Source organism: Legionella rowbothamii, from assembly GCF_900639985.1.
Lineage (GTDB): Bacteria > Pseudomonadota > Gammaproteobacteria > Legionellales > Legionellaceae > Legionella > Legionella rowbothamii.
In genome coordinates this window covers 81,416-106,075 of record NZ_CAAAIM010000010.1, presented here as the reverse complement: position 1 = coordinate 106,075, position 24,660 = coordinate 81,416, and the positions used below count along the sequence as shown (strand labels likewise).

Here is a 24,660-nt window from a genome sequence, read left to right as displayed (position 1 = left end):
ACATTGATCTGGAGGAATAGTCCGCCCAGCATAAACAGCAGTGCCAGATGCAGATTGATAGTATCAATGTCAGCTTTGTTAGCGCCACTCTTATCCATGGTCACTGTATGAGGAATTGCAGTTGAACCAAGGGTTTTACCGCATATCCAGCCCAAACTGGCAGTGAGATAGCTACGCGACTTTAAATGCTAATATTTTGTCCATATCGAACAACATATCCTGTTCCTCCTTACTGCTGTATTGAATCTCCTGGTTGTTACCAAACAAAATGGCTTTTGAGAATTTATTCGCTAGCTCAATACGATTTAACTGTTTTTCAACAGCCTGTCGTAATTCCACTGAAGTGGTTTAATAGATCTGTACACCCCAGTTAAGAGATAATGTACTTAACTGGAGAAAGTAATGCCGACAAGAAAGAAATACCCGAAAGAATTTAAACTTGATGCGATTAGCTTGGTATTAGAACAAGGTTATGGGGTAACGGAAGCAGCAAATAATTTAAGCATTGCTCAAGCGTTATTAAGCCGTTGGATAAAAGCACATAAAGAGCAAGATAGCCAAGCATTTCGAGGAAATGGGAAGTTAACTGCAGAGCAATTAGAAATACGCCGCCTGCAAGAAGAAAATAAACGCCTTAAAATGGAAAAGGAAAACTTAAAAAAGGCGGCGCTCTTCTTTGCTCAAGAAACGAAATAAAATATTCGTTTGTCGCCCAACAAAAGAAGAGCTGGCCTGTTGGCGTCATGTGCCAACTACTGGGGATTACACGACATGGATATTACAGTTATCAGCAACGGCAAAGAAATAAACCTGCGGCTCCTGGGCATCAAGAAATTCTTGAGTGGGTAAAGAACATAGCTGAAGCCAGCCAGTATTGTTATGGAAGCCGAAGGATGAAGAGTGCTTTAAATGCATTAGGTTATCCTGTAGGCGGAAGACGGACTCAAAGTTTAATGAAAGAGGCGCACGTTTTTGTTCGTTATCGGAAGAAATACAAAGTGACAACAAATAGCAATCATAAACAACCAGTTTATGAAAACGTTTTAAATAGACAATTTGATGTTAAAAAAGCAAATAAAGCGTATGTATCTGATATTACTTAGGTCTGGACTCAGGAAGGCTGGCTTTATTTAGCGGTTGTTATGGACTTATTTTCAAGAAAAATAGTGGGTTAGAGTATGGGGTCTCGAATGAAAGCAGCATTAGTTTGTGATGCTCTGAATAGGGCTATTTGGCAGCGAAAGCCATCACCAGGTCTCATTGTTCATTCAGACAGGGGAACTCAATATACACGTTACCAATACGGTAATTTATTAATGGGTAAAGGTTATATTGGTAGTAGGAGTAAAAAGGGAGATTGCTGGGATAATAGTGTTATTGAAAGCTTCTTTGGAAGTTTAAAACAAGAACGAGTTCAATGGCGAAATTATCAAACTCGATGGGAAGCTCAACAGGACATTTTGAATTACATTACTCTGTTCTATAACAGTCACAGAGTGCATTCTTATTTAGGATATTTAAGCCCAAATCAATTTGAAAAAAGAGTGATTTTTTAATGAAAGTTGCTTAACTAGGGTGTAACAATTTGGTTGACTACGTCACACTTGGCCTGTACTGGAGTCGCTATAATTAGAGTGCTTAATGCATAGATAAACTTATTTCTCATATCGGCGTTCCTTTTTATTCTAATATGCTTATTGCGATGTTTGCTAATTCCATAAAATAAAAAAATTCTTTATATGATTCATTTTTGCCATAGGCCGGTAAGAATAAAGAATTTTAAATCTTAGGTTTCCTTGATAAGTTGGCTTAATTACAGCAGATATTAATATTTTGCGTATATCAAATAAAATTTAATCACATAACGCTTTTCAAGCGTCATCCCTTTAGTTTTTATCTATTTTAATAAATTGAATAAATTCACAACAAAACACATAAGCTATATAAAAAGTAGCAATTAGGGAAATTATCCACGTCCCCCAATATAATATGGAATTATTATTGGATAACCGTCCTATAAAATCCACATATAAAATTAAAGCCAAATAAAGTGTCCAGATGATAAAAATACCCGGAAATAAAGATTTTTTTAAATCAAAATAATAACTATGCATTTGGCTTAAAATAGCCAAAAGTAGAAAGAATGGAAGTGATATAAAATAATAAATCATCTGAAATCCAGATGGCTCATAAGGAATATGAAGAAAATTATCTATTCTTGTTGAGCAAATGACTTCTATATATTTATATAGTAAATAAAGTGTGAAACAATTTATTATAACTAAAGAACATAGTCCAAATATTTTTTTCATAAGCGCTCCAAGCACACTAAAATCAAGCGACAAAATCCGAGCCATACTGTCAAAATTTTAACACAGAACTTTTTTCCCTAAAATGATAAATAAGCATTGCTAATTATTCTATTAAATCCCTACAGGAGTAACATTGATTTTAATGGAATTAAAAAGAGAGCTTTATGGGTCGGATGGTTCATATACGTTGCAAAAACGAAAACCTATACAAAAATCTGTCTTATGGATAGATCTCAGCTGTAGATACCAAATTGTTCATTAATAAATGAAATCTCAGTTCGATTGGTAATCCCCCCGAAAAATAACTTACTAATTTATTGGACATGGTAATACAATGTCAAAGAATCTAACATAACACTATTTGACTTTTATTCTATTCATTAAATGTATGGATGTAGCTCATCAATGTGTTACTTTTATGAAAGAGAAGCTGCATGAATTTAAACTGCAAAATGACTTTAATAACTGATAGTATCAGAGAGTAATGTTATTTGAAAGTGAGATATATGCGAGTGGGCGAAGGATAAAGAGAAATGAAAAAATATCTATATTTCCTCTATTTTCTGTCGTTAAATGCATTTGCATTAGGAAATCTAAGCATCATAAGGCCCGGTATTACACTCTATTCAGAGTATTATCAAAATAACAATGCGAAATTTAAAGGTACAATAATTTTTGAAAATGGTAGCGGCACGGATCTTAGTGAGTGGACAAGAAACATTGAATTTTTAAATTGCATAAAAAAAGCAGGCTCTCTATTTTTTTATGACCGAAATGGACTTGGTAAGAGTCCACCAGATTTTCATACATCATTAGATAATCCTATAACAGGTAAAATAATTAGTGATAAGTTATCTATATTATTGGAAAAAAATCAAATTCAGCCTCCTTATGTAATTGTAGCCCATTCATACGGGGCAATTTATGCTGGTTATTTTATTTTGAAGAATCCTAAATTAATAAAAGGGGTGGTGTTTGTTGATCCTGTACCTAAAAAATTTCATTTTTCTGATAAGTTATTAAATAAATATAAATTGGGTGTTGAAGAGGCCAAAAAATTTTCATCTAAATATATTTATCATAAATATAAAGGCTCTATAGCAGAAGTTATTTATCAATTAGTTGGGTTTAATCAATCGATGCAGTCTCTTTCGATACTTGGAAGCATTGTAGATAGTATCCCTGTCATAATTATTTCTTCCTCTGAGATGGAACAAGAGCATCCTCTAAAGGAGGATTGGTATCATAGTCAAAAGCAGTGGCTAAATCTGCACCCACAAAGCAAGATAATAAAAGTTTCTTCAACTCATTTCATTCAACTAAAAAAGCCCAAACTTGTATGTGATGAAATAACTAATATTGTGAATCAATAATTACAATATAAATTGAGGGTAGTTTTAATAGATGGTATTTAACGTGAACCCTTTCAGTTTATTAAAACCACCGTATAATTGAACCATTCAATATTTGTATATATTTTTAATTTCATTATCACATCTCGGTTTAAAAAACTGTTTCATTTATATAATGTTTAATTTAGACTAAATATAACCTTATATTGAACTAAATCCTCTATGTTAATTGGCTATGCTCGAATTTCTACCACCAACCAAAATTTAGATTTACAAATTGATGCTTTGAAGAAAGCTGGATGTGAGAAAATTTATCAAGATCAAATTAGTGGTTCTGCAATAAACCGACCGGCTTTGGATGAATTAATTCAGGATATTAGAAAAGATGACGTTTTAGTCATATGGAAGTTAGACCGGCTAGGGCGATCTCTTAAAGATTTAATTACATTAGTAAATAATCTGCTGGAAAGAGGAGTGGGTCTTAAAAGTCTGAATGACCCGATAGATACAACCACTGCGCAAGGAGGATTAATATTCAATATATTTTGTTCTCTTGCGGAATTTGAACGAGAACTGATAAGAGAGCGGACACTGGCAGGATTAGAAGCAGCAAGATTGCGAGGAAAAAAGGGAGGGCGTCCGGCAGGTCTATCAAAGTCTGCTCAAGGAAAGGCGCACTCATCAGAGTTACTCTACAAGGAAGGAAAGCTTAGTGTTGCTGAGATTTGCATGCAACTTGATTTAAGCAAAGCGACGTTTTACAAATATTTGAAATTGAGAGGAGTATCTATTTCTGCTGATAATTATAGAGCCAAGTATAAACCTCCAACAAGTATTATTATAGATAAAGATAAGGAATGACCATTTTGTATATATGGGAACTCGAACTTCAAAATCAAGACCAGTTCATTGATGTGATGAAGAGAAGAAAGGACTTTTATTTCTTTTGTCACTCTAATAACGGATAAAGAGGAGTTCTACCAATAGTATCTAAAGACCAATAATTATAATTTCAAGAGCAACTTGGCACTCGATAATTGAACGTTCCTAGAATGTTAAGAATAAGATAAATCTACGGTTCTTAAGGTGGTATTGATTAAATTTCAATCATTCCCCTTTTTTACTAAAATCCAGGCCAGAGGTCAATTTATAGAAATGTTCATTTTCATTAAATTACAAGTTCAAATGGTTATTTGAAAATTTCAACTGAGGGTACAATCATTTTAAAAGCAGGCTCAACTCATTTACCAATAGATGATTTTATAGATGATATTTTACAGAAGGTAACATCTCATACTAATTTAGTAATAACAGCCGCACCTGGTGCTGGCAAGACAACTCGATTGCCTCCGGAATTGCTTTCTGTTGTAGCCGGGAAAATATTAGTGCTAGAACCTCGAAGAATGGCGTCGATTGCTGCTGCTCATCGGGTTGCAGAAGAAAATAATTGGCTAGTCGGTGAGGAGGTTGGTTATCAAGTCCGTTTTGTCAATAAAACATCGCATAAAACCAGATTAATTTACATGACGGAAGCTTTGCTGGCCCGACACATGATTCATCATCCTGAGTTAGACGATGTAGACATTGTGATTCTAGACGAGTTTCATGAAAGATCTTTATACGTTGATTTAACACTAGGATTAATACGTGAATTACAAGAGTTAGGGCATCATATTAAAATTGTGGTCATGTCAGCGACACTCGAAGCAGAAAAAATTGCTGAATATTTGGGTAATTGTCCTGTCATTTCCGTGCCTGGAAAATTATTTGAGTTAACGGTACATTATCAAAAATCAACGCAATTACTAACACCTCAATATCAATTTTATGAGCATTTATCTCAAGTCATCAAAGAAGCACAGCGACAGACTGAGAAAGATATTTTAGTATTTTTACCGGGTGCACGTGAAATTGAACGCGCTAAAGGAAACTTACTTGATTGGAAAGAAAGCAAAAAAATAGAAGTAATCACGCTGCATGGCAGTCTTCCTCTGGAAGTACAGCGTATCGCATTGCAAAAATCTTCAGCGCAAAGAATTATTCTTGCAACTAATATTGCTGAGTCTTCTGTTACTTTAGATGGTGTTGATACCGTCATAGATTCAGGTTTAGTAAAAATAATGAAACAAGATTTACGTACTGGATTTTCACGCCTGGAAATTTCGCGAATTAGCTTAGCGAGTGCCATTCAGCGTGCTGGTAGAGCTGCCCGACAATTTCCAGGTGTTTGTTACAGGATGTGGAATCAACATGATGAAAGTTCATTTGTGAAATCAAATATTCCAGAAATTCTATGTTCGGATTTAAGCGATAGTTTACTTTTTTTAGCTAATCAACATATCTCGAATTTTCAGAATTTTTCGTGGTTTGAAAGACCTCCCCTTGTCAACATCGAACGTGCGACCTTTAGCTTACAAGCCGCAGGTGCTATCAAAAATAACAATGAATTAACATCAATAGGTCGCCAGCTTTTGGACTTCCCATTACCTCTACGTTTGGGGAGACTATTAATTGCAGGTATAGAAAATAATTGCATCGAGCTGGCTGCAAAAATTGCAGCATTATTACAAGAGCGCGATATTCTACGGAAAGAAATGACGAATCATTTTCAAGCCGATCTTTTTGAATGTGATGTTGCACCGCGATTAAAAATTTTGAATAAATATCTAAAAGATGGTTCTTCACATGAAGGTCATTTCACAATTTTACAAAGTGTCGCGCAAAGTTATCAGCAAATTCTAGATCTTGCTAAAAAATTAAAAAAAGCAGAGCCCTCTGCTTATCTTGAAGAAGATGAAGCTAGACAGTTACTCCTTATGTTATCTTTTGGTGATCGTTTGTGTCGACGTCGCAAGAACTCTGATCGTGCATTAATGGTCGGTGGTCGTGGTGTAAAATTATTAGATCGAACGCTTGTGAAAAGGAGTGAATTTTTTATTGCATTGAATGGTTTTGAAGAAAGCGGCGAGGCTGAAACTTTGATTAATCAGGCGAGTGGGATAAATAAAGAATTTTTGTTCAAACACTTTTCTGACCACATCATAAAGAAAAGAGACATCATTTTTGAAGCAGAAAAATCGCAATTTTATCAGCGTGAATTTAAAACACTTTGGGATTTACCTATAGAAGAACCGAATTTTTCGCTGGCGACCTCTGTACACGTTGCAGAAAAATTGCCTGATATATTAACTGACAATTGGGCGACCACACTAAAGAAAAATGAAAATTTACATGAGTGGTATCAAAAGATTATATTTTTACGATTCCATAAGGCATTAATACCCCCTCATATACAAGATGAATTGGAAAGTCTTTTCGACGGAGATGCATTAAAAAAATCATTTTGCTTAACTGTATTTAGACAAGCATGTTTCGGTGAAAGTAAAATGACCTTCGTACTGCAAAAAAATTTAGTGTATTTTTTTGAACTAAATATATCTGAAACATTGCGTAGTATTTTACAAACCGAACTCCCAAATAAGTTAAAAGTTCCAAGTGGCAGCATGATACCCATTCATTATTCAACGGTTGAGCATCCCTTTCTTAGAGTACGCATCCAAGAAGTGTTTGGATGGGAAAAAACGCCGAAAATATTATTTCAGAGTGTGTCAGTTGTACTGCATTTATTGGGGCCGAATTTTCGTCCAGCTCAGGTAACAAGTGATCTAGAAAGCTTTTGGCAAAATGGTTATTCAGAAATCCGTAAAGAGTTACGGATACGTTATCCTAAACATCAATGGCCATTAAATCCTGCTGATGGCATTGCTCACGCGAAGGGATCGAGGCGAAAATAAAAGAAATCCAACGATAAATCTATGGTTGTTTGGAAACGGGATCACAGCAATGTGGTCTCGTTACCAAACAATTTTTACGTCAGGGTGCAAGTTCCGGAGTGCGAGGCCTTTTTGCTTAAGATATGATGGTGAAACGGGAGGGCTCCGTTGCAAAAACGAAAAGTATTTTATAATTTCAACTATTCTCTTATCCTCCCGGATTATCCAAATGCGCTCAAAAAAACCTATATCTTTTAAATGGCGTCATTTTCAAGGAGAACTAATTCTGCAGTGTGTTCGTTGGTAGTGTAAATATGGCATCAGCTATAGAGATTTGGAAGAAATGATAGGAGAGCTAGGACTTGAATTAGATCACACTGCTATTTATCGCTGGGTTCAGCACTATGCTCCGGAACTTAAAAAGCGTCTTGAATGGCATAAGAAACGATATTCCAGGCGTTGGCATTTGGATGAGACGTACATCAAAATAAAAGGGAAATGGAAGTATCTTTTATCGCGCAATCGATGAGCGGGGTAATACGGTTGATTTTTATTTGTCTCATCGGCGTAATGCTACGGCTGCGAAACGATTCTTAAAGAAGATGATAAAGAGCAATCAAACTGTAGGATACAACGCCTTTACCGTACCCAAAGTATTTAGTGGAATATCGTGACAAAATTGTCTGATATTTGGTCTCTAATTTTTGTCCATCCAAGCTTGCATGTATTCCGTAGTCTGATAGATTGTAATGCTTGAATATTGGCAATTGAGCGATATGGTTTATAATTCTATCACCAGCGTCAACCAAGGATTCGACTCTAATAAACTTACCCTCCATGTCTAACAGGCTTTGATAGCTGACATCTGATGATTCAGCAACTTTTTTGTGGCCAATACCTTCGCCAGTGAAACCAAATATCCTTTAATATGCTTAGGCTTGGGCTTAGATTTGGATCCTTGATTTAATATATGCGTTAGACAATCATAAAAATTTGTTTTTCCTGCTGTAAAATCAATAATGTTGGCGATACCTATTGTTTAAATTGTTCATAGAATGGATTGTTTGCTGAATCTGCATCTTTTTTGTATGGAAGGCGCCATGTGAGTTTATCTTGTCGACCTTAATATGCTTGTTTTCATTAGACTTAATTCGCTTATTTACATGTTTGTACAGATTACTGAGTTCAGTATCAAGTACGGTAAGGATGTCTTCAATGGGTGATGTATTAATGCAGTCAGATAAATCATTCAGTCTTTTCTCTTTATCTTCACACCAAACATGCAATGGAATCAGCTCATTTTCCAAGCTTCGATAATTGACACTATCTGGAACAAAAATATTACCTGCACTAAGAGCCTCTACTATTGCTTTGTATATTGCCATCTCATAACGTTGGATATTAATGTACTTTACATTTTTGGTTTTTTTAGAGCCAGGGGAAATGCTAGCCGCTTTTTTATAAACAATAAATTTCAAGATGTGTTTAGGGACAAACGCCAAGAGCACACCCTGAGCTAATGGATCTTTTGTTTTTTCTGTTGAATGGAAGTAATCTCTGAGAAATTCGACAGCCTCTTTGATGTTTGTGTTTTTATCCAAATTAAAATTAAGTGCTAGAAAAATGGCCCGTAAGTTTCGTTTTATGGTGGCATGCTCTTCTGTGTAGTAAGCCCATACATAACTGTTTTCATCTATATCGGGTTTGGCAAGCTTGTTTGTAAATTCATCAAAACTGTCTTTACTGACAATGCCGTAACAATATGGTCGAATATCTGCGTCACTGACTGTGCTATTATTCACGATTTTTAGCATTTTGCTGGCCAGTTTTCTATCTTGGCCAATGTCTAACTTTGCATCTAAAGTACAGCCCTTAGCATAAGATAATGCCTCATTAATGTACCAGGAAACCTTATATACAAAGTAGTTGGTTAAATGATCATTTAGCTTAATAAACCTTTGCCAAACGAAGCCTATCATGTATAAGCGAGATTTTTTATTATTAAAAGATCTGAACTGATAGGTATCATAATAATACTCACACAAACCAGCATAATATTGCAGGTTTTGCCTCGAAATATTTAGGGCAGGAACGACTTTTTTTGATTTTTCAAATAAATATGCAATATCCCTTTGTTTTTCTAATTCAGCCTCCATTTCTTTTGTTGCCATGCCTTTGGGATCTTTTTTCAAAAGAGCAAGGCTTGAAATGGTATCATTTTTAGTAAGCAGGCTATCCAGTATAATTCGCGAATTTTTGTCTAATAAAACAGCCAGCTTTGTTGTTAATCGATTTTCTTCTCGTGCAATTGCTTTTGAAACCAATGACTGCAATGTTGAATATTTTGGTCGAATTATTCGAAATTGTTCACAGTAATGCAGTAGCTCATCAAAAATAAATCTGGGTGTGAGATCACGTTTTGACAGCCTTTTGGCCTGTCTACTGAGTTCAGTCTCAAATTTAGCTTCATAACGCGTGTACTTGTAGATTGCCATAATGGATTTTTGTGCAGCATAATGCTTATCTTTTGTTGCACTGACAGGCAGAGGGGAAGCACCTAAACCCCAAGGTTCAAAGTTTTGTTCCGCTGGATTCTTTTGTAGCCTATTTATTACTCTCTTCGCCTACTAAGGCGATTTTAATAATCCAATTTTCCTCTATGCTAATGAATGACTTCATAGGCTTAATAGTTGGTGGATGGCCCTCGAAGATTTAGGGCTCGTTTCGATTCGCCAGTACTCGCGGGAAATGCAAAGAATAATGGCCTCATTAAGATCCCTTAGCGAAGTCGCTCAGGTGCTACTTCATAATTGATGCCATTTCGTGAACGCTTCATGTTATTGCAGAAGCTGTTGCCCTGTTGGGTGAGTCGTTCTTCAAACTGTTGCTGACATCAATATGAGGCTTCAACCAATTAAAGCCTCATATTGATCCTCTTCGCTTTTCTGGTCGAGTTCGGCTAAAGAATTATCCGTTTTAGGAGCATATTTAAATAATCCGATACTACCCAGATGAGTAACACAAGCTTCATCACTTCCGGAGTGCCTCAGCTTGATGTGGCTTAAACGATTAATAATTATCTCCCAGGACAGCTCGTCAAACGTTTTATTGGTTTGACAATCGTTCGCGAGTTGATTTAAATCGCTTAGATCGATTGTAGAGTCCAGGGCTTGGGTCAATTGAATGAGTCGTTCTCCAAACATTTGCCGCGAAGGAATGCTACGATGTTCTTTCTTCACGTGACCACCATAGTCGATTAGCACAGGAAAATGATTAGATCTTCGGATAAGAATATTGAAGGCGCTCAGATCCGTATGCGCTTGCCCGACATCATCGAGAAGTTTCAGCGCTTCAGCCAATTGAAGCGATATATCGATGATCTTCGATTTTCTGGTCGAGTTTGGCTGGAGTTTTAAATCATCACAAAACTTATTAAAACAATACCCATCAATATATTCATATAATACGCCCCACTGATTGAGTTCTTTTATAAAAGCCAACCCTCTTATCTCAGCAATGCATTCGGAATGAGGAATATCTTTACTTGTCTCCCAATAATGAAAGGAGTTTAAGAACGAACCAGGCATCTCATCGGCAGATAAAGGCGAGGTTAAAACCGTCCGGGAATTCACGTAGTCAGGTTTTAATGTAAACTTGCGTCCTTGTCTGACAGAGGAATGCTCACACCGTTCCAGCTTTAATGCAAGGGGAGTTGTACCCAGGGAAACTAAATGCACTTGCCCCATTGCTCAGATCCGATCAGCGTATCTTCTGGAAATCTGTCCATAGCATAAATCGGGGGAAATCCTGTTTCGTGCTTTTTATTTTCAAATTCAAGAAAACTTTGGATGTTTACCACACTGGTTTGATTAATAGGAGTAATCTTCAACTCAGGCAATTCGGGTAATCGATGCCTTATTATTTGATATTGTTTATTATTATATCTAACGGTGAAATAAGAATCAGGATAAAATTGTGTCATATTCCGTTGAGTTATTTTTAATCGACGGACTTCATCGGGTGAGAGTTGTATTTCTTTTTCAAAATCAATGTCCTTAAACAGATCAAACATAAATTAACTCCGATAATCAGTTAAATTGCCCATTATTTTATCATATAAGCCTTATATTTAACAGTAATGGACGAAAAATTGATCCGTTCTCAAGAATTGATAATGTCTGAATTAAAAAACAAACAGCCTCGATGGGGGCTAATGGGACCCCGCGTTTGCCCCATGAGCTCGATGATGGTCTGCGCCCCTGCGGGTGATTTGAAGCGAAGACACTTTTCTTTTGCGTTTAGGGTTTTTCCGCATATCCAGCCCATTCTGGCAACTGATGCTTAAAATAGGGAAAAGTACAAACTATTTGGAATAAATTTATCTTTTATAGCGAGTGAATTTATAAACTTAAAGAGAAAATAGTATCAAATTTCTACTCGCATGAAATTTTATTTTATTGATTATTAATAATTTTATCTATATTGCCAGAATGGGCTGGATATGCGGAAAAACTCCTCTTTTGTATATACATGCTCAAATCCAACTTTGTATAAAACAGAGCATTTATAAGTCAAAGCAAAACTGTGAATAGGTAATAATAGTAAAATAAGAAAAAATTTCTTTGTGAAGTGCATTTCTATCTCCTAATTCTTTTAGGTGAAAAAATTTAGACTTATCGAAGAGTGAATCCATAATAAATTAAACTACGTAGCATAAAAAACAGTTTAACTTAAATATTGTTTTATTTTGCAAGTACCTTTCTCAAAAAGTAAAGGAAGTGCATTATAAGTCGTAAGACCCGAATACCTATCTATATGAAAAATACCTGCTCTTTTCAAATCGATTATATAATTATTTTCCTCAATTTTTAATGTTCCATTTTCCGTTTGATGAAGACTAGAGAATAAAACCGTAGCGTTTTTTGCATCAGGATCAATTGTAATGTAGTAGGTAGAGCGATTCTGTGATTCGGCTAGGTTACACATTAATTGAATTTTTTTATTGCTGGAACATGCTGTAACCATAGTAATTATTAACAGATAAGATATTATTTTAATGAACATTATTAATTTCTCTTTAGTAAAAGAATAATTTAACTAATAACCATACTATGATATGAAAAAATTTTCCAAGATGGTTTCATATTCAAAATATCTCCTCTGTCATTTTGAGGTATACCCTAAATGGACGTCAGCGATACCTTGAAAAGTGGTGTCAGGAAAATATGGTTTTTTAATATATTGACACATTTACTCTAAGGTCATAGAATTTAATCTGACACAATTGGGTAAATGAAACTATGGCTGGAAAAAAAATTGGTTATATTCGCGTAAGTAGTTTTGATCAAAATACTGAACGTCAATTAGAAGGTATGGAATTAGATAAAGTTTTTATTGACAAGGCATCGGGAAAAGATGTTCAGCGTCCCCAGCTTGAGGCGTTATTAAATTATGTTAGGGATGGGGATACTATTATTGTCCATAGTATGGATCGGTTAGCTCGTAATTTGGTTGATTTAAGAAACTTAGTTAATGAAGTTACGAAAAGGGATATTTGCATTCAATTCTTCAAAGAAAATTTAATTTTTACAAATGAAAATTCCCCTATGGCCACCTTAATGCTTTCAATAATGGGAGCTTTTGCCGAATTTGAGCGATCATTATTAAAAGAAAGGCAGCGTGAAGGGATTGAATTAGCAAAAAAAAGAGGGGCTTATCCTGGACGAAAGAAAATGCTAAACAATGATCAAATTAAATTGATGCATGAGCGGATTGAATCCGGAGAAAAAAAAGCAGTAGTAGCTCGTGAACTAGGTATCAGTAGAGAGACTCTTTATCAATACATAAGACTTTATGCGGGGTTAAAAGAATTCTGTTGAATAACGTATTTAAAAGGAGAGGAGTTAGACTAGGAGACATATACTTAATATATGTTAATCTGGGGCTATTATAAAAATGAAAGTTATAATTCATTCAATTAAAATGGCGGTGTTAAACAAGAATTGGTTTGCTTCATTATTTTTATGTTTAACATTACCTGATATTTGCGGGGCTATGGAAAATCCTGCAAGCAAAAATGGTGAAAGATATAGGAAGTGGTATAACGAATATCTTGCAGAAAAATATAAAAATTTAGCAGCCGATGACTGTTGGAAACTACGTAATGCTTGTTTACATCAATGTTCTGATAGCGATGCTCGAATGGCATTTAAACGAGTTCATTTTGTTGAACCTCAAGAAGGCATGTTGATTCATAATAATATATTGCATGATGTCTTACAGTTACAGATAGATGTTTTTTGTAATGACTTTTGTGATGCGGTAGATAAGTGGCTTGTTAGAATGGAAAATCAGCCAGAAATTATGGATAGAATAAAGGAGCTAATGCAGATTCATCCATTTAGTTCTTTGGAACCATTCATCAAATTTAATAAATAAAGAATTTTTGGTAGTGTCCTCGAGAGGGGGCACTACCGAAGCTGAATGTTTGTTAAAATTATTTCACTTCATCTACGCTTCTCAGCGTATCACTACTTATTTGTGCATGTAGTAAATCGCGCTAAAAAAATTATTTTTCAAACTTAGTTTCTACTATTTGAGTAAGTCGGTCTTTTATTTCTTGTGACGTATGACGTTTAATATATGTTTCTTCGAATAATATTTCTATTAATTTAAGCAATATGCCGGCCTCTTCTTTTTCGATTTTAGTAATTTCATTGGTATTTGTTTTCATGTGTGCACCAATGTTTCCTATTTTTCGAACGTCGTGTAAGGCAAGAACAAGCGAATCATCGATATTACTAAGGGCCTCTATTTCATCATATAAATTAGCTCTATGTACATTCCAAAAATCATGGATAACGTTCTGAATACATCTTCTTGCTAAGGTTGCAGAGGCTTTGGGACTCAGATCTTTTATATTATAAGCTTCCGAATAATCCTCTATAATTTCTTCCGGTATATATGATGGAAATATTTTAGCTTCTGACAGTGGCATTATCTGTATATTTAAAATTACATCCTTGTACCTACCTCGAAATTCTTTCTTATCTTCTTCCGTAATAGAAATCGTGGCAGTATAATTTAGACAAGAAGGATTATGGCATTTAGCTATTTTAAAGATATAACTTACATTATTCTCATCACTTCCCAAAAAATGATGAGAATTAGAGCTTATAAAAATATCTCCATCTCTTAAAACTGTATATTGATTACAATATGGGCAGGACCATCTGCCGCCAACTTCCATACTGTCATGCATTGCAGACTCCTATTTAATAATTTATATCTTATAAGTATAGGTTTCGGGACGTCTTCCTGTATTAAAAAAACAGAATATATTCTGATAAGTAACTAGATCTAATTTCATTTTCGCTCTGATTTTTACAGATAAAGTAGACATTTAGGATTTGGCAGGATCTGAAGACATCCTTTTATGTATATTAAAGGACGTATTTGATTGTGGTTTGATTTTGGACATGTGAGTTACATTCAATTTTTATCAATTAGCTTTAGATGTTTTGATAGTCATCTATCAAAAGTTGAAATTTAAGCCATATGAGAGGTGTTTGCTTATTATTTCCTACCTACCATTAGAGTACACTCTATTGATTGTGTATATCATTTCCATGATTCACACATCAACTTCAATCTGCTCTCGGAGAGCTCATTCATGCGAAGAGCAATATCGACCAAGTACCTAGCCCATAAAAAAAGTTATAAAATTTATTAGGTCTTCCATTCAAGTGCTATACTTACTTTTAGCCAGCAGTACAAAATGTTTGAACCGATAAGCTTTTAATGGAGCGCGTTCTGTTGTCGGCGTTGTGCTATATCACGTTAATTGTGGGAAGCCTGACCTGACACGTGTGCACCCCACCTAAACCCCAGGGTTCAAAGTTTTGTTCTGCTGGATTCTTTTATAGATTATTACCCCTCTCTATGTCTGCTAAGTCGATTTTAATCATCCAATATTCATTTATACTAATGAATGATTTAATCACGGGCTTTTTATGAACATTTTTAAATCACTATTGTGTAAAATCACATTATTTGATTTTGGCTTGGTGTGTACGTTCAGGTAGTTTTCGGGCAACATTTTAGAAAAATATAATAGCTAATAGGTTTAATTTGATTCATTCATAACTATTAATCACCGTTGATTGGAGCTGAAAGCCGATATCAACGAACAAAAAGACCATATTCCTGTTAAAAAATCTATTTTTATGTTGATAATGCCAATTATATTAGGCTGAGCGGAACTAATCTTGTCCGAAAACTACCTGAACGTACACACCAGCCCTTGTTTGGAAGAAATTTCTTTAATGTAATAATGAATCGACTTCTTCTGAAGTTGGCCTTGTTTTACCCCAGTACACGTATATTAAACGGCCAGAGGCTCCTGAGTGTCCAGGTACTTGATCATCTGCCTCTACCTCTATTATTGCTTCATGATGGGTTTGATCGGTGTTAATCCAGAAACCATCAATACCAAATAAATCACCAGATTTAACCTGAGTGCCACGTTGTTGGTTGAGCTCGCTATTCATTTCTTTTCTCCTTAAGCTTGATCCCTCCATTTAATTATAGTTATTTGATAAATTGTTCTATCACTAAATACATGCATTTATAGATTATTATTTAATCATATTTTTCAAAGGCCGCCCAATTTCCTTAACTATAATCGTTTTCAGCTAAATAATTAACTACATCATCAGATATATCTCTTCTTTCAAGCCAGTAATTATGTGGAGAAGGTTTTATATCAAGGACCTCCCACACGATAGAGCCCTTTTTTGATAACCCACTCTTCATTATATGGCCCCGCTTCTCATCCGTTGGATTATATTCGTATTGTTCTATGGATGATTCACAAACAAATGCAATAGGTTCCTTTAATTTTTTATCGCCTGCAATTTCATGTTTTTCTATACCAATACGAATTAACGTTAAATTTTTGAATATTTTCTTAAACGTCTCACTTTCCGGTTTAATTTTTTGTTTCATTACTCTGAATACCTCATAACAGCTTCCAATCCATAAATCTGAAAGTAGTCTTTGGTAAGTCAAATTCAATGGCGCTTTACTAGAGCTTTCGTCTTCCATGGCCCTGAGTAATAAATCCATGTTCCCGATATCTTGTAGGGAGATTACAAGTTGTGTATTAGGTAATTGAGCTCCCGTAAAAAGGGAGGACTTTATCCATTTTTGATGGATTTCGGGAGAATGTTTGAAAGCCATCTCAAATGCCGAGCTAATTAGAATGTTTACTGAACTCATTATTCTCTCCTAGATGAAAATCACATTAGGATTTTGTTCTATATTTATAGAATATGCGCCTATTAAAATCTATTAACTTGCCTGTCTTTTAAATGAACATTTCCTTCATTGTTCAAAATTGTTGATAGATTTGTCAGTTAATTATCCTATTAGTATTGAAAATTTTTTTACTTAGAAATAAATACCAGGTTTGTTTACCTAAATCGCACGGTTTATGAGAATTGAAAAAGTTCTGAGAATAAAGAATAAAACTCCCCGTTTTATTATCGCATACAAGTATCTTTCTTAAAGAAATGCAATTGAAGGGGTGGCTCGTTTTTGTCATTCGATTGTATGTGATTAATATTTGATTATTTAATAAAATTTTCTTAACACATGTTTATTGCTTAATTGAATAGATTGATATGCCCATTATTAATGTTGAGGGTTGTGAGAGAAAACCCAATGAATAAAATTTGATCAATAAGACGTAACTAAATATAATGCCTGTCACAAATTAATTACCATTGTATTAATACATTTTATTTATAGATTGAGAAATAATGACTAAATTAGTTAATTCATTGCTAATAATGATCACTTTAGTATCCGTCGATGTTGATGCGCAATCATTAGAAAAAATTGACACTGAAAATACCACTATTCTAAGTGAGTCAAGCTTATCGAATTGTTTTAATAAAGAATTAATAGATAAAATTAGTCATATAAAAGCTGGATTCAGTGTAAAGATTTTTATTTCAAAAAATTTCAAATCTAATATGATTAAATTACTTAAGGAAAATAAATTAAGTAAAGAAGACATTACTACATTGTTATCCCAGTCAAAAAAATCAAATTTTTGTGCGGCCACAGCAAATGATACTTTAGCTACGTATGCTCTGCTGCTTGATATAGCCAAAGAGTCGCAAGATAATCAGATATCTAGAAAAAGTAATTACTCAGGAAGAGCAACAAGCATATATCGTAAACTTGCAAATCAGGGCTCTATTGATGCTGTAAAAGTATTATGCATACCCGATGGTAGTTGGGTTATCGAAGCAGTAGATAAAAAATCGATGAAGATATGTTTTAATTCTCTTCATTTAATGAATATGAAGTTAAATGAAATTGAAAGAGCAAAAATGTTTGCTGCTACTTATAATTCTTTAATTTTGAATGCGTATAAAGAAAAATCAAATAGAGCAGAAATTTGCAATAAGTTCGCTAATGATAAAATGGTTATGAATTATGCAAATAAAGGTACAGAACGTACTAATAAAGATACATGTGTTGAGGAGTTAATTTTATTTGCTGAAGAATTATTTTATAAGAAGAAATATCAGGAGGCATTTAAATATCTTTCCATTTTCGATCAATCATCAAATGATTCAGGAGCACCTCAATTCAAATTGGGTTATATGTATTCTACTGGAAAGGGTGTTCCTCAAAATTATAAGCTAGCTTTGGATTGGTATATGAAGTCATGTTCTCGAACAAATAATCCACATGCCCAGTTTAATTTAGGTTTGATGTATCTCAAAGGTCATGGGGTATTGCAAAACAATACCATTGCACATGCACTTTTTAATTTAGCATCGGCAAATGGTATGGAGGATGCTGCCGAATTAAGAGATGCTATTGCAAATAAAATGACAAGAGAACAAATAAAAAAAGCACAAACATTAGCTAGTATTTGGCTAAAAAAATGGCCTATTGAACTTAGTAACTGAAGCTTTGTAATATTATTTACAAAAGTCTCCTAAATGACAGATTTGTTTTTATAGAGGTTTCTGATTGTCGCTCAAACTGTGTTCTGGGAAATTTCTTACATACCAAAGAATCCATATCTCCAGTCTTCTATATGATATAGCTTACTAGAAATGCCTCATTCTTTAATTCTATTAAAATTTCTAAATACAGATTTTTACAATAAAAATATTCTTTTCCTAATTATTATAGTAATTAGGAGCTAAAATATTAATTAATATTAGGGGAGTTAATTATATCGAATATGATGAGGTGCTAGTTAGGGGTTTAATATGAAGAGTCAAATTAGACCAAATAATAACGGAGATTATATTTTAGGCCCCAAAAAAAATTATGTGCTTACTAAACAAGCTCTTCAGCATATTATTTTAGGGGATTTTACTTCTCAGAATATTAAAAATAAGTGTTCTAAAGAGGAAATTGTTCGCCTTGCAGGAGGGCTTCATACAGTAAAAGGTTGGCTGCTATTTAAAAAAAAGCTTAACAAAATTGTTCATGGTCGGTTTTACGATCCAAATTTACATAATGATTGGTATTTTGCTAAAGAATTACAAAATGGAGTTATTTTACTCAAACTGCCGGTGAGTGTATTTAAGTCAAAAGCTGCAAAAATAACTGAGAAATTAGAGGTGTATTATAAATCTGGATATCTTTGGAAGACCTTGTTTCCCCCAAAATTTTCCTCCTCAGATATTGTGGCTTTAATAAATGAGGCATTAGAAAAAATTGACAATGAAGAATCAAGTAAAAACTTAATAACGGGATATGCTCTAACGGGCGATGATACCTCTATTATTAAGATATGTATAAGTCACCACGGTAATATTATAGGATCTGCTTATCCTGCTTGGGGACAACCCAATAGCAATAATTTTGGGAGCCCTTTTTCCTCTATAGATTCTATGGGCTTTATTGTATCTTTGGCTTCAGAGTTCTTTGATGAACATGATTTAATTCAAAAGGTTTACACTAGGTTTCCTCGACGACCTAATTATCAAGAGTTTAATAAAAATACTCCTAGCTTTATTATTGATAGACCATTATTAAAGAAAAATTTACCTTTAAGCAGGTATCTGGATAAAAGAAAGAAAGCTCTCGAATCAGAAGCCATAAATATAACAGAGGCAAAATTAACTGATTTAATTTATTATTTATATGATTTTAGTGTCAGTAAAGATCCTGGTGATCTGATGAATTATGGATACGCAGAACATTTTGATAATATAAAAAAAGTTTAAAGTTTAAAAATATATTGTCTATATATCAAAATATACATGAGGTATTTTATCTACTTTTTAAATATGATAATTACCACAAAACACAATATTCGTTACGACTTATGGAGTATTACCTAAAAAAGAAATTCATTCATTTTAATGGGATAGATGGATGGGAATGTAAAAGAATTTATAGCTTATTTATAGATATAGCAATTAATCATCATTGCTGTAATTCAGTCAAAGAATTTATCAATTACTTATCAATTGCACCTTCTCGTAGTGCTGCATATATTTCATTTAATTTAACTCCTTATTACACAGAAGAGGAGGGCGTAGCTAATATAATCCCATATCCGAACTCAGCAATACCGGAAGAGGCACCTTATAAGTATGTAGCGGAAAATTTAGATATAAAATATTTTAAAATGTTCGACCTAACTAAAAGGGTAATCTTTGCTCGAGAAACTATTAGAAAATTTGCTCCAAATATTGAACATATGATTAAAGATTGTTTGAAATATTCAATGGCCTCAGAATTTAATTCATTTAGTTATAATTTTGAGAGATTACTTAAAGGTGTATTATCTGGAGAAAAGGAGAGCCCGAGTACCAAAGCTTTAGAAATGATTTTAAATGATTTTTATCGTTGTCAAATAGCCCAGAAGTATAAGAAGCTTGTTGAAAGAGCAATGATAGGCACCCAAGAAATTGACTATTCATGCCCTACAACCCAGCTTTACCATAATCAAATACGGGTAAAACAAGAACTACTTAACATCCGAATTAATACATTTAATTTTTTGGATAGTTGCAAAGTTCTCTTTTCCAAAATGGGCAATAATAAGTTGGTAGCAATAGTAGATGAATTACAGTCCGATTATGTAAATACAACAAAGCCATCATTACTACCGAAATCTATCCCCGTCTATATAGAAAGGTGATAGGTCATAAATTTGTTTTTAAATAATGCTCTTCAAACATTATACGTGGTTACAATCCTTTGCTCTTCTTTAGTTTGTCTATGGTTTCGTATATTTCGTTTGTTTCGTTAAATTCGAATATAGTGCTATACTTATACTAACTAGATCAAAAGGCGTAAAATATGAACAATTTCGCAATGAAAATTAAGAGTCCAAACAGTCAAGAGAGGGGAATAGCAAAGCAATCCTTTCAAAGAATAAAAAGTGTGCATAGGATTCCCAAAAATTCAGCCTTGAATTTAGATGGTTTAACGGTAGAGTTACCTGCATCGGCAGTTAAACTATTATTTTCAATATTGAGTGAAATGGCTGAAGGAAACTCATTAACTCTAATACCATCACATGCTCATTTAACTACACAGGAAGGTGCTGATATGTTAAATGTTTCTAGACCTTATTTTGTAAAATTATTAGAAGAAGGAAAAATCCCTTTTGAGAAGGTCGGTACACGTCGCCGAGTTCTTGCAAGTGATGTTAAGCTATTTATGAGTAAATCATTAAATGAACGTGAAAAAGCTCTTCAGGAGTTGTTGGATCAAGCACAAGAATTAAATATGGGATATTAATGAATGGGACATTTTACAGTTTTATATGATGCAAATGTCCTATATCCTGCGCCGCTCCGTGATGTTTTAATGCAATTGGCGTCAACAGGGCTATACAGAGCGAAATGGACCAATCGAATTCATGAGGAATGGATAAGAAATGTTTTGAAAAATAGACCAGACCTCTCAAGAGAATTGTTAGACAAAACCAAGAATATAATGAATAGTGCAGTTTTAGACTGCCTTGTAGAACATTATGAAGATATTGAGGTGGGATTAAAACTTCCTGATTTAAATGATAGACATGTTTTAGCTGCTGCAATTGTTTCTGGTTGTGATGTTATTGTTACCTTTAATACAAAGGATTTTCCTAATAAAGAATTAGAAAAATATTCTATTGAGTCTCAGCATCCAGACGATTTTTTAATGCACCTTACTGACTTGGATTGTACTGAATTTTGTTCGGCTATAAAAGAAATTCGGATGCGCCTCAAAAATCCACCCAAAAATATAACTGAGTATTTAGAGATTTTATCTAATCAAGGATTGTCAAAAACGGTGTCATTTTTAGATAATCATAGCTCTCTTTTATAATAGGAGTAATACGAAACAGGAGTGGGGCACCGCACCATAATTATCATTAATTCTGATTAATTTTAAAATTAGATCCCTTAAAACAATGATTTGATTATAAAGTGTATGAAATTAATTGAAATTAATAAAATAAATGTAGCACGTAACTTGTTTAATGAAGCTACTCTATTATTTTTTGAAAAAAGGAGTGCCATTTCAATTCATCATCTTGCTCATGCTGCACATGAAGTCTTATGTGCAATGAGCGGCGATTCCCACATGATTGACTCGTCAGCATTAACGCCTGATGGGAAAAAGGAATTTAGGCGCATATTTAATACTTCAAAAAATTTTATTAAACATGCAGACAAAGATCCTAAAGCTACACTTACATTTAACACAGAAACAAATATACTGATCTTATTAGATTGTGCATGGATTATTATTTTAAATATCGATAAAACATGTATTTACAGTCAAACAGTAATTGCTTGGTGTGTTTATGTATATCCTGAATTATTCGATCCAGAATATATAAAATCAGTATACAGTTTAATAACCCCTGTATTTGATTTGCTGGATTTTGAGGCCATTGCGGCAGATTTGAAATTACATTACTTACATACATAGAGACTTCTAACAGAAGGGCAAAAGTATAACAAACCCTAATTAGAAAGACGCGGTATAAATGGGCTTTTATAATGAATGATTCCGTACAAGAAATAATAAATAATCCAGATTACAAGCTTTTAAGACGTGTACCTGTTCAAATCCCCTCAGTCAATTATCAAGATCCTAAAATTTTTATAGGAACGATTATCGATTTAGAAACGATGGGTATGGATCCGAAATCTGATGAAATTATAGAAATCGGAATATTGTCATTTTCATTTACCAATGGGGATGGAATTATCAATATATTTGATAGTTACAATGAACTTCAAGATCCAGGTAAACCTATTCCAGCGGAAATCACTAAGGTAACTAAAATTACTGATGAAGATGTCAAAGGTAAGGCTATTGATTGGAATCTTGTTTACTCAATACTGAGTCAGTCCCATGTTATCATTTGCCATAATAGCCAGTTTGATCGAAATTTTTTGGAGTTACAAACACCAGATGTCATCAAGAAGGTTGTAGAGAAAAAACCTTTTGCCTGCACTATTGCAGATATTGACTGGAAGGGCAGGGGATATGAGAGTAGCAAATTAGAATATCTTAATTTTAAATTAGGTTATTTTTACGAGGGGCATCGAGCCATTGTTGATTGTTGGGCAACACTTAATTTGTTGATTCAGGAGAAAGGGGCATTTGATGAACTAAAATCAAATGTTCGTCGAAAAGAAGCAATAATATGTGCTGTAAACGCTCCCTTTGATAAGAAAGATATGTTGAGTGCTCGTAAGTATCGTTGGTCTGATGGTACTAAATCGTTACCTAAATGCTGGCATATTACTTTAAATATTGATGAGTTAAGTTTAGAGAGGGAATGGTTAGATGAGCACATATATTTAAAATCTGGTGCATCCAACTCATTACCTTATTCGGAGATTAATGCTTTTACACGTTATTCGTTAAGAGCACATAAAATTGAAAAATCTAATCAAGAGAAATAGTATTATGAATGATTCGATCCATATTGTTTGTCCACACTGCCATATCACAAATCGTTTGCTTTCTACGCGCTTGATTGAGCGCCCCAAATGCGGTAAATGTCAAACCGCACTTTTTGATGGAAAGCCTGCTGCATTAAACGCTCGGCAATTCGATCTTCATCTCAAAAAGAATGATATTCCCTTACTTGTTGATTTTTGGGCAGAATGGTGTGGTCCGTGTAAAATGATGGCACCTTATTTTGAAGCGTCTGCTAAGCAGCTTGAGCCCAAAGTTAGATTAGTTAAAATCAATACGGAACTTGAACAAGTATTAGCTTCTCGCTATAACATTCAAAGTATTCCTACTTTAATACTTTTTTCCCAAGGAAAAGAAAATGCGCGGCACTCTGGGGTAATGAGTTCTCAAGACATGGTTCGCTGGGTTAATCAATATCTTTGATTTATGTATCGGGGCAGAAGTGATGTGTGATGCAACATGCTATATTCTAAGTCTGATTACAACGCAAACTAAACGATTGCCTTATGTGCCTACAGAGGAAGAGTTGAAGCGGTATTACAGTATTGTTTGGCAAACCAGGAATACAAAGCACATGGTTCTAATCAAAACACTACTTTATACGGGGATTCGAGTTCAAGAGTTGGTTAATCTAAAAATGGAGGACATTGATTTTGATCGATGCCAAATCAGAATTAATCAAGGAAAAGGCAGTAAGGATCGTATCGTACCGTTTCCACATGGTTTCAGAGAAATACTCATCCTGTTTGTGAATGCTGAACAGGCTAATGGGGCAGTTTATCTTTTTGAATCGAATCGCAAAAAGCCGTTTACTACTCGTGGAATAAGAAAAATTCTAGCAGACTATGCCACGGAGGCAGGAATACAACAATCTATATCACCGCATAAACTAAGACATTTTTTATTTACTTGGCTTAAAAAACAAGGAATTGATGATGCGTTAATTCAGCCATATTCTGGTCATGAGACAAGGCAATCTTTAGAAATTTATTCAAAATTATCATTAGCAGATGCACAAGAGATATATAATGAAAAAATAGATAAATTTCCAATTTAAGCATAGAACGGAGTTAAATACCTAACGGAACGAATATACTGAAAACTATAAAGCTTTTAATCTTTGCTATTAAAAATAATAAAAAAACTGGTGGGTAGCAAAAATATTTTTGGAAAATTAAAACTTATTCTATAATGCTGCAATTCTTGTCTTTCAAGAAGTATCAAAAATAATCAATATTATCGATTTTG

Annotated in this window: 23 protein-coding genes and 3 pseudogenes; 16 read left to right on the top strand and 10 right to left on the bottom strand. The window is 34.0% G+C overall.

Annotation, left to right across the window (positions count from 1 at the left end):
* Positions 1–171: 171 nt before the first annotated feature.
* A pseudogene (locus E1P08_RS17805) lies at positions 172–339 on the bottom strand (Tn3 family transposase); the annotation flags it as partial.
* A 63-nt stretch (positions 340–402) separates the two neighbouring features.
* Here E1P08_RS17805 and E1P08_RS14770 point away from each other — a divergent pair.
* Positions 403–1,556: pseudogene (locus tag E1P08_RS14770) on the top strand (IS3 family transposase).
* Between the two features lie 330 nt (positions 1,557–1,886).
* Here E1P08_RS14770 and E1P08_RS14765 read toward each other — a convergent pair.
* On the bottom strand, positions 1,887–2,312 hold the full coding sequence (locus E1P08_RS14765) for a hypothetical protein (RefSeq protein ID WP_133137764.1): 426 nt from the start codon (positions 2,310–2,312) through the stop codon (positions 1,887–1,889).
* Positions 2,313–2,845: 533 nt separating this feature from the next.
* On the opposite strand from E1P08_RS14765, the gene E1P08_RS14760 reads away from it, so the two are divergent.
* From E1P08_RS14760 to E1P08_RS14745, 4 genes and pseudogenes are all read left to right on the top strand, one after another.
* The gene (locus E1P08_RS14760) at positions 2,846–3,685 is read left to right on the top strand and encodes an alpha/beta fold hydrolase (protein ID WP_133137763.1); all 840 of its coding nucleotides are present in this window, start codon (positions 2,846–2,848) and stop codon (positions 3,683–3,685) included.
* Positions 3,686–3,886: 201 nt separating this feature from the next.
* A complete protein-coding gene (locus E1P08_RS14755; RefSeq protein ID WP_133137762.1) occupies positions 3,887–4,525 on the top strand; it encodes a recombinase family protein in 639 nt (212 codons plus the stop codon).
* Between the two features lie 332 nt (positions 4,526–4,857).
* Positions 4,858–7,458, top strand: coding sequence for an ATP-dependent helicase HrpB (gene hrpB / locus E1P08_RS14750; protein ID WP_133137761.1), 2,601 nt, complete (start codon positions 4,858–4,860; stop codon positions 7,456–7,458).
* 208 nt (positions 7,459–7,666) lie between these two features.
* A pseudogene (locus E1P08_RS14745) lies at positions 7,667–8,048 on the top strand (IS6 family transposase); the annotation flags it as partial.
* On the opposite strand, the gene E1P08_RS17800 reads toward E1P08_RS14745, so the two are convergent.
* The 5 genes from E1P08_RS17800 to E1P08_RS14720 all read right to left on the bottom strand — a co-directional run bounded on the left by E1P08_RS17800 (position 8,031) and on the right by E1P08_RS14720 (position 12,501).
* The gene (locus E1P08_RS17800; protein ID WP_423202245.1) at positions 8,031–8,285 is read right to left on the bottom strand and encodes a Tn3 family transposase; all 255 of its coding nucleotides are present in this window, start codon (positions 8,283–8,285) and stop codon (positions 8,031–8,033) included. The pseudogene E1P08_RS14745 and the gene E1P08_RS17800 overlap by 18 nt on opposite strands.
* Positions 8,286–8,450: 165 nt before the next feature.
* Positions 8,451–9,983 (bottom strand): DUF4158 domain-containing protein, encoded by a 1,533-nt coding sequence (locus E1P08_RS14735; RefSeq protein WP_278043072.1) that lies wholly within the window; start codon positions 9,981–9,983, stop codon positions 8,451–8,453.
* Positions 9,984–10,343: 360 nt separating this feature from the next.
* Entirely contained in the window at positions 10,344–11,183 is an 840-nt protein-coding gene (locus E1P08_RS14730) for a serine/threonine protein kinase (RefSeq protein ID WP_133137759.1), read from the bottom strand.
* The gene (locus E1P08_RS14725; protein ID WP_133137758.1) at positions 11,165–11,509 is read right to left on the bottom strand and encodes a hypothetical protein; all 345 of its coding nucleotides are present in this window, start codon (positions 11,507–11,509) and stop codon (positions 11,165–11,167) included. The genes E1P08_RS14730 and E1P08_RS14725 overlap by 19 nt, the downstream gene beginning before the upstream one ends.
* Positions 11,510–12,162: 653 nt before the next feature.
* Positions 12,163–12,501, bottom strand: coding sequence for a hypothetical protein (locus E1P08_RS14720; RefSeq protein WP_133137757.1), 339 nt, complete (start codon positions 12,499–12,501; stop codon positions 12,163–12,165).
* Between the two features lie 236 nt (positions 12,502–12,737).
* On the opposite strand from E1P08_RS14720, the gene E1P08_RS14715 reads away from it, so the two are divergent.
* Positions 12,738–13,316, top strand: coding sequence for a recombinase family protein (locus E1P08_RS14715; protein ID WP_133137756.1), 579 nt, complete (start codon positions 12,738–12,740; stop codon positions 13,314–13,316).
* 76 nt (positions 13,317–13,392) lie between these two features.
* Complete coding sequence (locus tag E1P08_RS14710) at positions 13,393–13,875, top strand: hypothetical protein (RefSeq protein ID WP_133137755.1); 483 nt, start codon at positions 13,393–13,395, stop codon at positions 13,873–13,875.
* A 130-nt stretch (positions 13,876–14,005) separates the two neighbouring features.
* On the opposite strand, the gene E1P08_RS14705 is transcribed toward E1P08_RS14710, so the two are convergent.
* The 3 genes from E1P08_RS14705 to E1P08_RS14695 all read right to left on the bottom strand — a co-directional run bounded on the left by E1P08_RS14705 (position 14,006) and on the right by E1P08_RS14695 (position 16,716).
* Positions 14,006–14,698, bottom strand: coding sequence for a DUF4145 domain-containing protein (locus E1P08_RS14705; RefSeq protein WP_133137754.1), 693 nt, complete (start codon positions 14,696–14,698; stop codon positions 14,006–14,008).
* 1,060 nt (positions 14,699–15,758) lie between these two features.
* Entirely contained in the window at positions 15,759–15,986 is a 228-nt protein-coding gene (locus tag E1P08_RS14700; RefSeq protein WP_133137753.1) for a hypothetical protein, read from the bottom strand.
* 124 nt (positions 15,987–16,110) lie between these two features.
* Positions 16,111–16,716: a hypothetical protein gene (locus tag E1P08_RS14695; protein ID WP_133137752.1), complete on the bottom strand. Its 606-nt coding sequence runs from the start codon at positions 16,714–16,716 to the stop codon at positions 16,111–16,113.
* Positions 16,717–17,258: 542 nt separating this feature from the next.
* Between E1P08_RS14695 and E1P08_RS14690 the strand changes: the two genes are divergently transcribed.
* From E1P08_RS14690 to E1P08_RS14650, 9 genes are all read left to right on the top strand, one after another.
* Positions 17,259–18,425, top strand: a complete 1,167-nt coding sequence (locus tag E1P08_RS14690) for a tetratricopeptide repeat protein (protein ID WP_133137751.1) — start codon at positions 17,259–17,261, stop codon at positions 18,423–18,425.
* A 309-nt stretch (positions 18,426–18,734) separates the two neighbouring features.
* A complete protein-coding gene (locus E1P08_RS14685) occupies positions 18,735–19,700 on the top strand; it encodes a hypothetical protein (protein ID WP_133137750.1) in 966 nt (321 codons plus the stop codon).
* A gap of 101 nt (positions 19,701–19,801) precedes the next feature.
* Positions 19,802–20,623 carry a hypothetical protein gene (locus E1P08_RS14680; protein WP_133137749.1) on the top strand — a complete coding sequence of 274 codons (822 nt, stop codon included), beginning with the start codon at positions 19,802–19,804 and terminating at the stop codon, positions 20,621–20,623.
* Between the two features lie 161 nt (positions 20,624–20,784).
* Positions 20,785–21,228 (top strand): helix-turn-helix domain-containing protein, encoded by a 444-nt coding sequence (locus tag E1P08_RS14675; protein ID WP_133137748.1) that lies wholly within the window; start codon positions 20,785–20,787, stop codon positions 21,226–21,228.
* Positions 21,229–21,231: 3 nt separating this feature from the next.
* A complete protein-coding gene (locus tag E1P08_RS14670; RefSeq protein WP_133137747.1) occupies positions 21,232–21,801 on the top strand; it encodes a PIN domain-containing protein in 570 nt (189 codons plus the stop codon).
* Between the two features lie 105 nt (positions 21,802–21,906).
* Positions 21,907–22,410 carry a hypothetical protein gene (locus tag E1P08_RS14665; protein WP_133137746.1) on the top strand — a complete coding sequence of 168 codons (504 nt, stop codon included), beginning with the start codon at positions 21,907–21,909 and terminating at the stop codon, positions 22,408–22,410.
* A 71-nt stretch (positions 22,411–22,481) separates the two neighbouring features.
* Positions 22,482–23,396, top strand: a complete 915-nt coding sequence (locus E1P08_RS14660) for a 3'-5' exonuclease (protein ID WP_242602488.1) — start codon at positions 22,482–22,484, stop codon at positions 23,394–23,396.
* Between the two features lie 4 nt (positions 23,397–23,400).
* The gene (gene trxC, locus E1P08_RS14655) at positions 23,401–23,835 is read left to right on the top strand and encodes a thioredoxin TrxC (protein ID WP_133137744.1); all 435 of its coding nucleotides are present in this window, start codon (positions 23,401–23,403) and stop codon (positions 23,833–23,835) included.
* 22 nt (positions 23,836–23,857) lie between these two features.
* Positions 23,858–24,469, top strand: coding sequence for a tyrosine-type recombinase/integrase (locus E1P08_RS14650; protein ID WP_133137743.1), 612 nt, complete (start codon positions 23,858–23,860; stop codon positions 24,467–24,469).
* The last annotated feature ends 191 nt before the right edge of the window (positions 24,470–24,660 follow it).